This is a genomic window from Longispora urticae (assembly GCF_053902585.1).
The window spans coordinates 528757-543318 of record NZ_JAQZSH010000035.1 but is presented as its reverse complement, the minus strand read 5'-3'; the positions used below and the strand labels follow the sequence as shown (position 1 = coordinate 543318).

Below are 14562 nucleotides of genomic sequence, written 5' to 3'. Positions count from 1 at the left end.
GTCATCCCTTCCGGGTGGTACGGCTGGCGGTGCGGAACGCCTTGCGCCACTTGTCGTCGAGGTTGTCCCAGCCGAAGGACGTGGCCCGCCGGCCGAGGGCGGCGAAATGGGGGGCGGCCAGGGTGCGGTAGCCGCCCTGCCAGAAGGCGAACGCGAAGGCGGAGTGGGCGGCCACCCAGCCGTGCACCGGCCGGAACTCGGGATGCAGGACGGTCTGCTCGGCGGCGGCCACCAGCTCGTCGCGGACCTGCCGTTCCCCCAGCCGGTCGGTGATCATGCTGATGTAGTCGAAGGTCAGGGCGTGCTCGATGTGCGCGTGGGCGACAGCGGCGCCGGCCAGCGTGCCCGGCCGGCCCGTCCGCAGCCGCTCCTGGGTGAACGCGTGCAGCGCACCCGTCGAGCCACCCCACTTCGGGCACAGGTTCTGCACGAGCTGGGATTCCGCGACGAACGGCGCGTCGCAGTACTCGGCGGCCCGGTCGTGACGGCGCCGGGCCTCCGCGTTCGGCAGGCTCAGCCCCCGGGCCACGATGATCCGCTCCGTCCAGGCCGCCGCGTTGGTGGGATCGAGCGCGGTCGCGTCGGCGAGTACCCGCTCGGCCCGGTTGAGCAGGTCGTGGAAGATCTGCCACTGGGCCATGCTCACGTACTGCGACTGCGCCGCGCTGCGGGCCTGCCAGGCCAACACGATCAGCCGTGCGCCGAGCAGGGTCCTGACGAGCGAGGATTCACGCTCCGTGTCGAGCATCCGCTCCAGGAACCGCTCCGAGCGGGGCGTCTCAGCGACCAGCCGGACCGCGACGGACCGGTCCGCCCGGTCGGGCAGCGCCGCGAAGTAGCCGGCCACCGCCGCCCAGTCGGCGGAGCGGATCGCCCTGCGCAGACCGGTGAGGTCCGGGTACAGGTCGGTCAGCTTGGTCTGGAGCGAGCCGGGCATCGTGAACACCGCGGCAGCCTAACGGCCGGCGCCGGACCGGGCCGGCCCGCCGGAAGAGATCCCCGTCACACGGAGTGATGAGACGCGATGCGCGGGCGCGCGGCACGGCGGATACGCGTCCTTCGTCGTGAAGTCCGCGCGGGCGCCCGGTCTGCCCTCAGCTAAGTCGCTCTCAGCAGATTGTCTTGGTGTGCCGCACCGTCGGGCCAGATCGTGGGAGGCGAACACGCCGAGGGAACAGGAGTGCGGACATGGACACCACCGCCACGTTGGATGACGACCTCAGTAAGAGGTTGCTGCACGAGCGGATCATCGTGCTCGGGTCCGATGTCGAGGACCAGATCGCCAACCGGATCTGCGCGCAGCTGCTGGCCCTGTCCGCCGAGGACCCGCGCCGTGACGTCGCGCTGTACCTGAACTCGCGGGGCGGATCGGTGCTCGCCGGGCTGGCCGTCTACGACATGATGCAGCTCATCCCCAATGATGTGATCACCGTGGCGATGGGGCTGGCCGGGAGCATGGCGCAGTTCCTGCTGTGCGCCGGTACCCCGGGAAAGAGGTTTGCCCTGCCCAACGCGCAGATCCTCATGCACCAGGGGTCGGCGGGGCTGGGCGGCACCGCCGCGGACGTGGAGATCTACGCCAGCCAGCTGGAACGGATCAGCACTGTGATGAGTACGTTGACCGCCGGGCACACCGGGCAGCCGGTCGAGACGATCCTGCGGGACGGGCTGCGGGACCGCTGGTTCAGCGCGCAGGAGGCGCTCGACTACGGGATGGTCGACCACGTCGTCGAGCGCGTCGACGACATCCGTCCGGGCATGGTCAAGCACCGGTTGGGGGCGTAGGGCGATGGGGCAGTACACGATTCCGACGGTCATCGAGCGGACCCCGCGTGGTGAGCGCGCCTTCGACATCTACTCCCGGCTGTTGTCGGAGCGGATCATCTTCCTGGGTACGGAGATCACGGACGACGTCGCCAACGTGATCATCGCGCAGTTGCTGCACCTGCAGTCCGAGAGCGCCGACCTGGAGATCGCGTTCTACATCAACTCGCGGGGCGGCTCCTACAGCGCGCTGACCGCGATCTACGACACGATGCAGTACGTCCGGCCGGACGTCGCCACGTTGTGCGTCGGGCAGGCGTCCTCGGCGGCGGCCGTGCTGCTGGCGGCGGGCACGCCCGGGAAGCGGACGGTGCTCCGGCACGCCAAGGTGGTGCTGCATCAGCCCTCCACGGAGGAGGGCTCGTTCGACGTGACCCAGGGGACGCTGCCGGACCTGGCGATCCGGGCGCGGGAGGTGTCGCGGGTGCGGGCCGAGATGGATGACATTCTCAGCCGGCACACGGGTCATCCGGTGCAGAAGATCCACCATGACATCGACCGGCACAAGACGTTCAGTGCGGCCGAGGCGGTGGAGTACGGCCTGGCCGACCAGGTCATCGAGTCGGTGAAAGCGGTGCCGGGCGGCTAGGCGGCCAGGGCGTAGGCGTCGCCGGCCCGTCGGACCGGCGACGTCGCCACCTCGAACTGGCCCGAGGTCTGCCGGCGGATCGGAATCGCCGTGGCCACGCCGTTCTTCGCCGAGATCTGGAAGGCGACGGCGACGAGCAGCTCCGACAGCTCGATGCCGAGCGCGGCGCACAGGGCCGCGAGCACCTCCGAGGAGGCCTCCTTCAGGCCGCGTTCCAGCTCCGACAGGTAGGGCATGGAGACCCGGGCCCGGAGCGCGACCTCGGCCAGGGTGCGCCCCTGTTCGAGGCGCAAGCGCCGCAGGGTGTCGCCCAGCGCGGAGCGCAGCAGCACGCGACGCGGGGTCGCCTGGGCGTGGGCACCGTCCGCCGGATTCAGCATGAGACCTTTATATCGAGGTGGGCTCCGCCCCGACACCCGAGTTCGCTACGGGCAGAGAAGACTCCGGGCCCGGGTGCAGTCCCGAACCCCGCTGGACGCAGCGGACGCGCGGCACAGTGCCGAGGCGGCCAGCGAGCTCCGGGAACACCCTTCTCCATCAGACGGGTACTCAGGCGCCGAGCAGTTTCTCCACGATCGCCCTGGAGTCGGTGAGCGCCGTCTGCCGGTGCGCCACCACCGGGGTGAGCATGTCCTCCGCGGCGCCACCGAAGACGAGCCGCAGCGGCGGTTCTGCCATCGCCGCGAGCCCGGTGACGACCGTCGCGTAGGTGTCGGGCCGGGCGATGTCGGTGTTGTCGCGCATGCCCCGCAGGCCGGTGTCCACGGGCGCGACCACGTCCCGGTACGCCTCGATCCGGGTGTCGGGTTGGAGCACCTTGTCGCCGTAGGAGGTGCTGAAGCCGCCGAGTTGCAGGATGCTCACCTTCACGCCCAGGTGGCCGGCCTCCATGTGCACCGACTCGGCGAGTCCCTCCAACGCGTGCTTGCTGGCCGTGTACGCCGACAGGCCGGGGAGGGCGAACATGCCGGACACCGAGGAGGCGAAGATGGCGTGCCCGCGCCCGGCGGCCCGCCAGTACGGCAGCGCGGCGCGTACCAGTCGCCAGGGTCCGTAGAGGTTCGCGTCGAGTTGGGCGTGCAGTTCGGAGTCGGTGACCTCCTCGACCACCCCGAACTGGCCGTAGCCGGCATTGTTGACCAGCACGTCCAGGCCGCCGAACCGTTCGACGGCCAGCTCGACGGCGGCGGTGCACTGCGCGGGGTCGGTGACGTCGAGGGCGGCGGTCACGATGTGCGGGCCCGCAGCGGCGAGGTCGGTGAGGGAGGACTCGTCCCGGGCGGTGATCACGGCCCGGGTGCCGGTGTCGGCGAGGCGTTGGGCGAGCGCCCGACCCAGACCGCTGGAGCAACCGGTTACCAGCCAACGTCGTTCAGTCATCGTGCCAGGGTGGAGACGTCCGACCACTGTGTCCAGTCAACTGGCGGTTGGCCGACAGTTCGGATCGGCGCGTCGCCCGGTGCTGGCGTCCCTGACGGTGACCCCGGGCAGCGGGCCGAGCCCGACCAGGGTTGGGAGCCCGGCGTGGCCCGCACCGGGCCCGGTCGCGCCCCGACGGCGACGCGACCGGGTGCCCCGGACGGCTCACAGGAACGGCACCAACTCCTCGAACGTCCGGGCGGCGTGCGCGGCGGCCAGCTCGTGGTCGGCGTACCCCTTGTGCTGGTCGGCGTTGTCGGAGACGCCGCGCACCACCAACCAGCCGTCCAGGTCCGAGCGGGAGTCGTACTCCTCGGCGAACGCCTGGGTCAGGCCGCCGGCCTCGGTCTCCACGGCCAGCACCTTCTCGTTGAAGGTGTTGAGGTAGTCCCGGATCGGCGAACCCTGGTAGGTGATCACCGCCTCGCCGGTGCCGATCGGGCCGCGCCGGACCAGGAACGGCCGGCCGGTCCGGCCCGGCACGACCAGCGGGCAGGGCTCGCCCCGGGTGCTGAAGAAGTCGTTCAGCGCACGGAGGATCCGGGCCGACGAGGTCGCGCTGCTGCCTCGGTGCCGCGCCCCCTGGTCGGTCTCCCTCCGGGCGTCGTAGTGGATCACCGTGGAGGCGACCACCACGTCGCCCACCTGCATGGTGGGGTTGATCCCGCCGGCGATGCCGATCAGCGCGACGATCGGCGGGCTGAAGTGCCGGCGCAGTTGGTGGTACGCGACGGCCATGGACCGCTGGCCCCGGTCCACGGTCTGCATCGCGACGGTGCGCACCGGTCGGGAGGGCGGGCCCAGGTACGCCTCGTGCACGGTGCTGCGGTCCGGGAGTTGCCGGCTGGTGTAGCCCGCGCCCCGGCGGAGCATCGCGACCACGGCCGCCGTCTCCTGGCTGAGCACGGTCAGGATGCCCAGGTCGGCGCGCTCCGCGGCGTGTGGCCCGGCGCCGGCCCGGAGGTCGGGGAGAGTGGATCCGACGGAGTTGCTCACCGGGCCGATGGTGCTGCCGTGCACCCCGGAGATGATCACTCCGTTGTTGCCGCCGCCCGGCACCGGGCCGGTCATGACGGGCTGCCCGACGTGTTGTTGGTGATCGGGCCGATCTTGCTGTCGGACACCCCGTTGATGAGCACGCCGTTGTTCAGGATCGCCTGGGCGCGCTGCCGGTACTCGGTGGTGTCCACGTCCCGCGACTCCAGGAAGTCCAGCACCGCCGCGACCACCCGCCGCTCGACGATCTTCTTGTACTTCGACACGTCCTGGAGCTGGAAGTCGTTGTTGGCCGCGTCGTCGGTCGCGTACTCCCGCATGCTCCACCGCGCGCCGTAGTCGAAGCCGCGCTGCACCGTCCCGCCCGACGTCTGCTCGCCGGCCGCCGAGGCGCCGATCAACTGGATCCCGGCCTTGACCAGGTTGGGCACCGCCCGTGCCAGGGTCCTGGGCGCGTCGGCGAACCCGGAGACGATCGCCCGCAGGTACGGCATCGCGCCGGAGTTGCCGACGTAGTCGATCGAGCGGTACAGGTCCCGGCACGGGGCCAGCGCCCAGGAGGACAGCTCGACATACAGCGAGCGGCCCTGCACGGCGATGTGCACGTACACGTTGGTCACCAGCTCGCCGTCCCAGGACACCACCCGGCACTCCAGGTAGTGCCGGACGGGGGCCGTGGGGTTGCGGATCACGTTTCCGACGGTCTGGGCGTCGAGGTGGGAGGTCAGGGCGCTCATCTCGGTACCGGCCATGAACAGCCGGTGCTCGACGGTCAGCCCGGGGATCCGCCGCTCGGGCTCGGCGTCGAAGCGCAATGCGGAGAGCCGGTCGTGCACGTACCCGATCAGGTCCTGGGCCGGGAACGGCGCCACGTCGAACTCGCGGTGCGCCTCGGGGGTGGGGGTGATCGGATTCGGGTCGGCCCGGATCAGCCGCTGGGCGAAGCTGGTGGTCTCGATCTCCTCGCCCGAACCGATGAACGGCCGGAATCCTGAGTAGACGGTCGTGTTCCCGGCCTCCTGGCGGCGGATCTCCAGCAGCCGCCGATCCTCCGGGCCCGGCCGGACGGCGGACCGTCCGGGGCCGAGCTGGGAGACGATCGTCCACGGCCAGACCCGGGCCCCGACGCTGACCACGAAGACGAACACCAGGGCCAGCAGCGTCGACACCATCGACAGGCCGGCCGGGAGCGCGGCCGAGTCCCCGGTCCCCGGGTCGACGAACATGCTGCCGAGGGTCGCGGCGAACGCGATGAGGCTGACGAGGAGGTAGAGGCCGAACACCGCCACCAGTTGCACCGATCGGAGCACGATCGTGACCAGCGCGGACACACCGCCGCCGGACCGCAGCGAGCGGAGGGCCTCGCGCTGGAGCCGGACCATGCCGACCACCAGGTGGAAGCCGATCAGGGCGGTGGCCAGGCTGAGCAGTCCGGGGAACGACAGGCAGGCCATGCCGATGAGGAGCGCGGCCAGCGCGCCGTCGCGGATCAGGGTGACCGTGCGGGCGTGCAGGCAGTGCCGGAGCACGGTCACGAGGTCGAAGCCGTGCGAGGGCGCGACGAGCCTGCGCGGCTGGTGGTAGATCTCGGCGAGGCTGAGCTGGCAGAAGTCGTCGTCGAGGTAGGCCGCGGCGCTCAGGTGCCGGGTCGCGGCGTTGCTGGACTGCCCGACGGCTACCTGCTGGGCGCTGTGCTGGCCGGCCGGCGGGCCGGCGGGACCTGGGGCGGTCTGCTGGGACTGCTGCCAGGTGTTCCGGTGCGGGTCGGGGTTTTCTGGGTACGACGGCACGGTCATCGACACTGCTCCAGGGGGAGACTGTCCACCGATTGCATGATCCAGGGTGGACTCATGGCGGGGAGCCGCATCGAGGCGACTCGTTATCGTTAGGGTGACGATAAGCTGGGCCGCAGTTTGTGTCAAGTTGACCTTTACCTGTCCGGAGAGGCGCGGCGCGCCGGGTGACGGCCCCTCGGACGTCACCCGGCGCGCCGGTCCGGTCAGTGGTTGGGATCCACCGAGACGTGGATGTGGTCGTAGTGGCAGGTCGTCCACTGGTTCTTGTACCTCGACGGGTTCGTCTTCTTCAGCTTCTGGAGCGCCGCCAGCTTGGTCCGCGGGTAGTCGCACCCGCCCCCGCCCCGGCTCGTGTTCCAGCCGCCGTCGGCGTACGCGAACGCCCCGTACCAGATCTCGTAGGCCATGCCCTTGTTGTTGCCGTTGGTCCGCAGCCAACCAGCCAGCTTGTCGCCGTTGGTCTTGTTGAGGAACAGGTCGCAGGCGTCGCCGGTGTTGTGCGCGCTGCCGGGATCCTTCCGCCGGCAGCCGTAGCTGAAGCTGTAGCCGGCCGACTTGGCGTGCGCCTGGGTGTACCTGAGGAGGTTGCACATCTTCTGCGACGTCTGGCCGGGGTTCTTCTTCCAGTCCTTGACGCACGCGGCCACCGCGGCGGACGACTCGCCCGCGACGGAGTCACCGGCGGCGCTGGCGGCCAGCGAACCCCCGGCGACCAGGGCGCCGATCGCGGCGACGGCGATGGCGAGCTGTGCGAACCGCGACAGGCCTGACAGACGTTTCATGGCGGACTCCTCCGAGGTGGCAGGGGGCGGGGTGCCCCGGTGCCACCAGCAGAAGGCCGGTCAGGGGTGGCTCACAACGCGTCCGACGGTCCGGGTCAGTCCCGGACAGTCCGGGCCGGCCGGGACCACAGTGCGAAATCACAGACCCTCGACGGGTACGTCAGCGCTTCCCCCGCCGGGGGTTCGGAGCGCCACGCCGGTGACCCGACCGCTTGGCCGACTCGGCGTCCGGCGCCTGCGCCCGGCCACGGGTGCTGTTCGCGGTCCGGCCACGCACGATGCCGATCATCTCCTCGACCAGTTCGGTCTGCCGGTCCCGCCGCCACACGAGCGCGACGGAGGACTGCGGCGCGTCGGTGACCACCCGGTACGCGAGATCGCGCCGGTTGTGCAGCCGGGCGAGGGACTGGGGAACGAGCATGACGCCGACGCTCGCGGCCACGAACTCGACCGCGGACGCGGTGGTGGCCGGGCGGTGTTCGGTCGCCGGGGCGGCCGAGGCGCCGGTCCAGTCGAGCACGTCGTCCAGGGGCTGGGTCAGGGTCTGACCGGCGAGGTCGGCGAGGCTGAGTTCGTCCTCGGCCTCGGCGAGCTGGTGATCGCGGGAGAACACGACAACCGTCGCCTCGGTGTACAGCGGAATGGCGTGGAATGTGTCTGTATCCACCGGAAGTCGTACCAGTCCGGCGTCCGCCTGCTCCGACAGCAGCGGCCCGAGCTGGGCGTGTTCGGTCGGCGTGACCCGCAGTTCCACCTGCGGCAGCCGCTCGGACCACACCCGGCTCCACTTGTCCACCGTGACGCCGGGGACGATCAGCAACCGGAAAGTCGGGGGACGGCGATCCTCGGCGGCGGGCATGCTGGTCAGGGTACTGGGGGATCCGCCCGGCCGGTTCCCGGCCCGCTAATCTGACCTGGTGAGCAAGCCTAAGAAATCCCAGATGATGAAGCCCTCGACGGCGGCGCTGAAGCTCGAGGTGTACCTGCCGGCCACCCCTCCCGAGTTCCAGGACGGCATGGTGTCCCGCGAGGAACTCGACGACCTCCAGCGCAACCCGCCGCCGTGGCTCGCCGAACTGCGCAAGAACGGCCCGCACCCCCGGCACGTCATCGCCGCCCGGCTGCGGGTGTCCAACAGCGGGCTGGCGCGCGGGGGCATCACGGATCCGCTCACGACCACGGAGATCGCGGCTCTGATCGCCGACCCGCCGGCGTGGCTGATCCGCGAGCGGGAGACGTACGCGGAGGTGCTCCGCGAGCAGCGCATCCAGCAGGGGCGCGACTAACGCTCATAGCGGGGAAGGAATCGTCGCTCGTTCGGGCGACGATTCCCGAGTAGCTCGACATTCGGGCTCGCGCCGGCGAAATTACCGTCCATTTCCTATTATTAGCATTTTGGGTGGTTCATCAGGGTCTGGCGGGTCGGCTGCCTGCCTGGTCTGCTGCCCCCACTGCCCGTAGTGGAACACGGTGCCCACCTCCTTGCGCCGCTCGTCATGCCAGGCGCTCTGTGGTTTCAGGTCGGGCGACCGGTAGCCGATGGCGATGGCGCCGATGGGGGAGTACTCGGGGGGAACTCCGAACTCTGTTCGGAAGGCATCCAGATGCTTGGTGGTGGTGCCTGGAGTGCCGAGATCGGCGACAGAAGGAAGCAGCCAGAAGAAGAAGGCACCGAGTCCCTCGTCGACGGCGGTGAGCAGCATGGACAGTGATGCCATGCCCGCGTCGATGAACCAGTACGGCGCGGGCCAGTCCTCTTCGCTCAGGCCGCCCCTGCTCGGCTCCGCGTACCTCTGAACATAGGCCTCCTTGCACGCCATCGGCACGACAATCAGCGGCGCATCCCGCATCGTCGGAGTGTGCGGGACCTGGTTCGGCGCGAACTGCCAGAGTCGATCGCGGTCGGCGCGGTCGATGAGAGCGAGGAAGGCCCAGCCGAGAGTCAGCCCAGCTGACGGAGCGCGCAGTGCGCTCGCCATGATCTTGTCAACGACCTCCGACGTGAGCGGTCGGTCACAGAACTGTCGCACCATGCGGCGGCGGCGAAGTACCTCGCTGAACTCCATGAGGCCGAATTCTGCCATGGTTCGACCAGCTTCTGGGGACTCCCGACGCGTCGGTAGGGAACGAGTAGCGCGTGGGTAGTGAATGGTCGCCGTTGGGCACGGACGTCGATGTACAGTGAGCGCTCGAACGGGGGCAGCCAATTGGCCTCCTTGCCTCAATCTCACCAAGGCAGGAGCGTGCAACAGATGAAGAAGTCCGCATTGATTGGCGCACTGATCGCCACCCTCGCGTTGATTCTGGCAGCGATGCTGGGAAACGCGAGCGGTGCTTCGGCCGGCAATCCGACGCTGGACCAAACCGACGGAACCTGCTCAGGATGCAGCGCGCAGGGGTAGACGCGTATGCACGCTGAAGAGTCCATGCGGTCGTTGGAGTCGTCATTCGGATCAGGTACCGATCAGGCCGGGCAGGGCGCGGACGAGGCTTCAGCCGAACGGGGGTTTCGCCTGACGGCGGGCATGCTCTTGACGTGCCTGATAGTGGGCCTCGTAACGCAACTGCCACTCGGCGTCGCGCCGTCCTGGTTGGAAGCTCAGCGCGGCACGTACCGGCTGATCTGGCCGCAAGGATGGGGGTTCTTCAGCGCGGCCGCAACGATGGAGGTCACAGTCGCCTACCGGGCGAGTAGCGATGGTTCTCTGATGGAAATGGCGACTCAGCCTGGGGCGGCCCCAGAGAATCTGTGGGGCCTGGACAGGCGCGGTTACTCGCAACTACTCGAGGTCTACGACTTGGCCCGTCAGATTCCAGGCAATCGTTGGGCCGCATGCAATGACGAGCGGGCCTGCGTTGCCGAGCGCCGGTCCACTACCCCGTTGACGGTGCGGAATCGGTCGCGGCTGCCCACCGTCTGCGGGGTCGTGGCACTCGTCGGAGAGCGGCTGGACGCGCAGGGCACGTACAGCGGCCGCGACATGCCGCGGAGACCTGTCAGAACCGTCGTTCTTCGCGTCACATGTGAGTAGCGAAGGAATGGGCATGGCGGCAATCAGGCAGGCGTTGGCGGCCTTCGAACCCAGGACCGTGCTGTTCGGCGCGGCAAGGTCGCTCCTTGCCCTGGCCCAGTTGAGCATCTTCGTGTTCAGCTCTGACCTGGCGCTCTTCTCGTACACGACACAGGCACCGGACGGCTTTCGCTGCGACGGTCTTCGCGCGGCCTCTCTATGGTGTCTGGGGAGCTCCGGTTCGACAGGTCTGGTTGTTACCAGGGTTCTGGTGTTCGCTGTTCTGGTGGCGGTGGCGGCTGGCTACCGTCCGAGACTGACCTGCGTGCCGCATTGGTACGTCACCTACAGCATCAGTGCGAGTGTCACCCAGACAAACGGTGGCGAGCAGGTGGCCCTGATCATGACCGTTCTCCTAGTCCCGATGTGTCTGGGCGACGGGCGTGCTTGGCATTGGAGCCCGCCAGAGCAGCTGTTGCAGCCCGCATGGCGGGGCGCGGCGTATGCCGGCGGTCTCACGCTGCGCGTTCAGGCCGCCATTGTCTACCTCTGGGCCGCAGTCGCGAAGCTGACTGTTGCGGAATGGCGGGACGGTACGGCTATCTCCAACATCGCCCACCATCCATACCATGGTTTCCTTGAGAGCTTGCAGGCCTCGATCCCGCCGGTGTTCTCGTCGCAACCTGCGGTCGCTGCCCTGACCTGGGGGACGGTATCGGTGGAGCTGCTCATTGCGGTGTTGGTGCTTGGGAGCAAACGCATGTGTTGGTACGCGCTGCTTCTCGGCATCGCCCTCCACCTGCCGATCGCGGTGCTGATGGGACTGCCGAGCTTCAGCCTCGTCATGGTTGCGCTGTTGTCCATGTTGTACGCGAGCTGCGGCGCTTCACCCCGGGAAGGTCACCGGTTGCCACGGGTAGAGCCCGCTGGGCATACTGAGCGGCGGTCGACGGAAGGCTGTTGACTGCTGGCAGGCTCAGGAGGGGGCGAGCATGCAGGCAGCACACTTGACACCAGATCCACGTGGTTCACGGAACGATCTGACATTCCGATTGTTGGGCCAGCTCGAGGCGAGTTCATCGGGCGAGGTCATTCCACTCGGGGGAGCTAGGCAGGTCCGTCTTTTGGCTGCGCTTCTCCTCAGTGAGGATGCCGTCGTTCCATTGGACCGCATCGGGGAGGTGCTGTGGGACAACCCACCGCAGTCGGCTCGCCAGCAAATCCACAACGCGATCGCCGGTCTTCGGCGCGCGCTTGCTGTTCTTCGTGATACCGACCTCATTACCTCACAGGCCGGCTATCGGTTGGTTGTCGCCGATCAAACCGTCGACGTGCGCATGTTTCACGCCGCGATGCGTGAGTCGGAACGCGAGGAGAGCGGTGGTGACCTGGCCGCGGCCAGAGAGCGGCTCCAGGCCGCGCTCGGGCTCTGGCGGGGACCGGCGTTGTCCGGAATCACGGCTGGCAATCGCTACTTGCAAGGCGTGGCAGCGCGGCTCGACGAAGAGCGCATGGTCGCAGTGGAACGTTTGATGTCCCTGCGATTGCGGCTGGACCCGTCCAGCTCTCTCGTCGGAGATCTGGTCGGACTGGTGGCAGCCAACCCATTGAGGGAATCCCTACGTGGGACCCTCATGCTCGCGCTGCAGTACAGCGGTCGGCAGAGCGACGCGTTGAGTGTCTACGAAGAAGGGCGTCGACTTCTAGCCGACGAAATTGGCCTCGATCCCGGGCCAGACCTCCGAAGAATTCAACGGTCGATCCTCCGTGGCGAACTGCCGGTTGGGCCGCCGCCCAGCGTCGGGATAGTGCACGGCGCATCCGCGTCGATGTCGTTCCTACCTCGCGACACGATCGAGTTCACGGGGCGGAGCGCGGATATCCACGCACTGCTTTCAGCTGTGGACGACCCGTCGTCCACTGCGCTGGTGATCTCGGCGATCGAGGGTATGGGCGGGGTAGGCAAGACCGCTCTCGCAGTGCGAGTTGCGCATCAGATCTCAGAGCAGTATCCCGACGGGCACTACTTTGTCGACCTGCATGGATTCACGGTAGGGACGAAGCCTGCCACGCCGAACCAGGCGCTGGAGGTCCTGCTCAGGCAAGCTGGCGTGCCTGTTGAGCTGATCCCGGCCGACATGTCGGCTCGAACTGATCTGTGGAGATCGCGGCTTGCCGGGAAACGCGCTCTGGTGCTGCTCGACAATGTGACCGATGAGGCCCAGGTAAGGCCGCTACTGCCCAGCTCGCCGGGCACCCGGGTGTTCGTCACAAGTCGACGCCGGCTGACTGCGTTGGAAGGTGCAGTTCCGTTGGCACTGGACATCCTGCCCAGAGGTGAAGCGGCAGAGCTCTTTGTGCAGATCTCGGGTCGGGAACGGTCCTCCCTACGGGTGGAGACCCTCAATGAGATTGTCGATCTCTGTGGTCGGTTGCCCCTCGCGGTACGGATTGCCGCCGCGCGCTTCCGTGACCGAGCGAGTTGGACGGTGGAGGACCTGCTCGGTCAGCTGAGAACGCATCGGCGGCGAACCCGATTTCTCACTTCGGGGGATCGCAGTGTCATGGCGGTACTACGGCTGTCGTACGAATATCTGACGGCTGTCGAACGCTCGCTGTTCAGGCTGCTCAGCCTGCATCCGGTTGCCGACTTCGACTCCCGAATCGCGGCGGCGCTCGCCAATATGAGTGTCGAGGACGCCGAGCTGTGCTTGGAAAGCCTGTTCGAGTACAGCTTGCTGTTGCAGCATTCGGCCGGACGCTACGAGTTCCACGATCTGGTGAGGGACTGCTCCCAGGAACTGTTGTATCTGCATGACGACGAACCTACCCGGCATTCTGCGACCCACCGAATGCTGGACTACTACCTGGCAACTACGCACGCGTGGTGCCGTTCGTGGGCAATCGGCGTTTTCCGTTTTGACATCGAACTGGAGAACGCGCCCAACTCTTTCGAACTGCCCTGCTCGGACGAGGAGCGGGCCGAGTTGCTCAAGCAGAACTACCAGGGGCTGGTTGCCGCAAGTCGGTTCGCCGCCGAAAATGGATGGCTTTCCCATACGTGGCAGCTCCCGTGTGCCCTGATGCCCTACCTGCCCTCCCTGAACTACGGCGGTGACGCCGCAGACCTGTTCGAGATGGCGCTGGCCGCGGCGAGAGCGACTGGTGTGCGAGTCGGTGAAGTCGCGTCGTTGGCGGCGCTCGCAGTGATCGCACGTGACCGGGAGTCGGATACCGTCACCGCCCGCAGGCATCTTGAGACGGCGATACGACTGTCGGAGGAGGCAGGTGAGATCACCTGGCAGGCCTATCTCACCACCGATCTCGGAATTGCGTGTCTGAAAGGTGGAGACGTCGAGGATGCTCGCCAGGCATTTTCCGGAGCGCTGTCGATGGCGCGGTCCGCTGACGATCAACGGTTGGCAGCCAACCTGACCAACAACCTTGGCGTCATCTGTCTGCACACCGGCCAGTACCAAGAGGCGCTGGCCCTGTTCGAATGGGTTGCGGGGCTGGGTGACGTTCTCGTTTCGCAGTACACGCAGGTACTGACCCAGGTCAACATCGGATTGGTCCATCACCTCGACCGCCGATTCGTCGCCGCATTGGAGACGCTGAGCGCGGCGGCGGATCGGAGTCAGCAAGCCGGGATGAAGTCCGCCGAGGCGTGGGCACTGTCTCGGCGCTCGGCCGTCTACCGGTCGCTCGGGGCCTTTGGACCCGCCCTGTCCGACGGACGGAAGGCGTTGGAGATCGCGCGAAGCCTGGGCCAGGCTGAGGCCGAGTGCGAGGCGCTCAATGCTCTCGGAGAGCTGTTCGTGTCGCAACGGGAGCTCCAGCCGGCATCCACGGTCTTTCTCCAGGTCCACGCACTGGCGAAAGAACACGGTTTGAGTCACCAAGCTGCCCGAGCGGCCGAGGGCCTGGCGCATCTGGCCATCGTGTCCGGGGACGCAGATGGTGCCCTGCGGTTCTGGAAGGAGGCTGTGGACAGCTATCCCGAGGGCTATGCCGCGGTCTCCTATGCCGGGGATCATCTCGACGCGGTCGGAGATCCGGATGTGGTGTGCCCTCGCTGCGAGGTACTTCCCGACGCTCGACACGTGAGGATCGCCGATCCGGTGACGTGAAACCCGCCCTGACCA

14 protein-coding genes and 1 pseudogene are annotated in these 14562 nt (G+C 67.9%); 7 read left to right on the top strand and 8 right to left on the bottom strand.

Annotated elements, in window-relative coordinates; all coding sequences use genetic code 11:
• Position 1: 1 nt before the first annotated feature.
• Positions 2-946, bottom strand: a complete 945-nt coding sequence (locus PT931_RS25270; protein WP_456248157.1) for a hypothetical protein — start codon at positions 944-946, stop codon at positions 2-4.
• Between the two features lie 242 nt (positions 947-1188).
• Between PT931_RS25270 and PT931_RS25265 the strand changes: the two genes are divergently transcribed.
• Positions 1189-1785: a ClpP family protease gene (locus PT931_RS25265; protein ID WP_456248156.1), complete on the top strand. Its 597-nt coding sequence runs from the start codon at positions 1189-1191 to the stop codon at positions 1783-1785.
• A 4-nt stretch (positions 1786-1789) separates the two neighbouring features.
• Positions 1790-2413, top strand: a complete 624-nt coding sequence (locus tag PT931_RS25260; protein ID WP_456248155.1) for a ClpP family protease — start codon at positions 1790-1792, stop codon at positions 2411-2413.
• Between the two features lie 134 nt (positions 2414-2547).
• On the opposite strand, the pseudogene PT931_RS25255 reads toward PT931_RS25260, so the two are convergent.
• The 6 genes and pseudogenes from PT931_RS25255 to PT931_RS25230 all read right to left on the bottom strand — a co-directional run.
• Positions 2548-2793: pseudogene (locus tag PT931_RS25255) on the bottom strand (helix-turn-helix domain-containing protein); the annotation flags it as partial.
• 169 nt (positions 2794-2962) lie between these two features.
• Positions 2963-3793: an SDR family oxidoreductase gene (locus PT931_RS25250; protein WP_456248154.1), complete on the bottom strand. Its 831-nt coding sequence runs from the start codon at positions 3791-3793 to the stop codon at positions 2963-2965.
• A 204-nt stretch (positions 3794-3997) separates the two neighbouring features.
• The gene (locus tag PT931_RS25245; protein WP_456248153.1) at positions 3998-4903 is read right to left on the bottom strand and encodes a 5'-methylthioadenosine/S-adenosylhomocysteine nucleosidase family protein; all 906 of its coding nucleotides are present in this window, start codon (positions 4901-4903) and stop codon (positions 3998-4000) included.
• The gene (locus PT931_RS25240; RefSeq protein ID WP_456248152.1) at positions 4900-6624 is read right to left on the bottom strand and encodes a hypothetical protein; all 1725 of its coding nucleotides are present in this window, start codon (positions 6622-6624) and stop codon (positions 4900-4902) included. Before PT931_RS25240 ends, PT931_RS25245 begins: the two co-directional genes overlap by 4 nt.
• A 203-nt stretch (positions 6625-6827) precedes the next feature.
• Positions 6828-7406: a hypothetical protein gene (locus PT931_RS25235; protein ID WP_456248151.1), complete on the bottom strand. Its 579-nt coding sequence runs from the start codon at positions 7404-7406 to the stop codon at positions 6828-6830.
• Positions 7407-7566: 160 nt separating this feature from the next.
• On the bottom strand, positions 7567-8265 hold the full coding sequence (locus PT931_RS25230) for a LysR family substrate-binding domain-containing protein (RefSeq protein WP_456248150.1): 699 nt from the start codon (positions 8263-8265) through the stop codon (positions 7567-7569).
• Between the two features lie 58 nt (positions 8266-8323).
• On the opposite strand from PT931_RS25230, the gene PT931_RS25225 reads away from it, so the two are divergent.
• On the top strand, positions 8324-8692 hold the full coding sequence (locus PT931_RS25225; RefSeq protein WP_456248149.1) for a DUF5997 family protein: 369 nt from the start codon (positions 8324-8326) through the stop codon (positions 8690-8692).
• A gap of 81 nt (positions 8693-8773) precedes the next feature.
• On the opposite strand, the gene PT931_RS25220 is transcribed toward PT931_RS25225, so the two are convergent.
• Positions 8774-9472: a nitroreductase family protein gene (locus PT931_RS25220; protein ID WP_456248148.1), complete on the bottom strand. Its 699-nt coding sequence runs from the start codon at positions 9470-9472 to the stop codon at positions 8774-8776.
• A gap of 186 nt (positions 9473-9658) precedes the next feature.
• Between PT931_RS25220 and PT931_RS25215 the strand changes: the two genes are divergently transcribed.
• From PT931_RS25215 to PT931_RS25200, 4 genes are all read left to right on the top strand, one after another.
• Positions 9659-9808 carry a hypothetical protein gene (locus PT931_RS25215; RefSeq protein ID WP_456248147.1) on the top strand — a complete coding sequence of 50 codons (150 nt, stop codon included), beginning with the start codon at positions 9659-9661 and terminating at the stop codon, positions 9806-9808.
• Positions 9809-9814: 6 nt separating this feature from the next.
• Positions 9815-10438 carry an SdpA family antimicrobial peptide system protein gene (locus PT931_RS25210; RefSeq protein ID WP_456248146.1) on the top strand — a complete coding sequence of 208 codons (624 nt, stop codon included), beginning with the start codon at positions 9815-9817 and terminating at the stop codon, positions 10436-10438.
• A 13-nt stretch (positions 10439-10451) separates the two neighbouring features.
• The gene (locus tag PT931_RS25205) at positions 10452-11381 is read left to right on the top strand and encodes a sporulation-delaying protein SdpB family protein (RefSeq protein WP_456248145.1); all 930 of its coding nucleotides are present in this window, start codon (positions 10452-10454) and stop codon (positions 11379-11381) included.
• A gap of 91 nt (positions 11382-11472) precedes the next feature.
• Positions 11473-14547 carry a BTAD domain-containing putative transcriptional regulator gene (locus PT931_RS25200; protein ID WP_456248144.1) on the top strand — a complete coding sequence of 1025 codons (3075 nt, stop codon included), beginning with the start codon at positions 11473-11475 and terminating at the stop codon, positions 14545-14547.
• Positions 14548-14562: the final 15 nt, after the last annotated feature.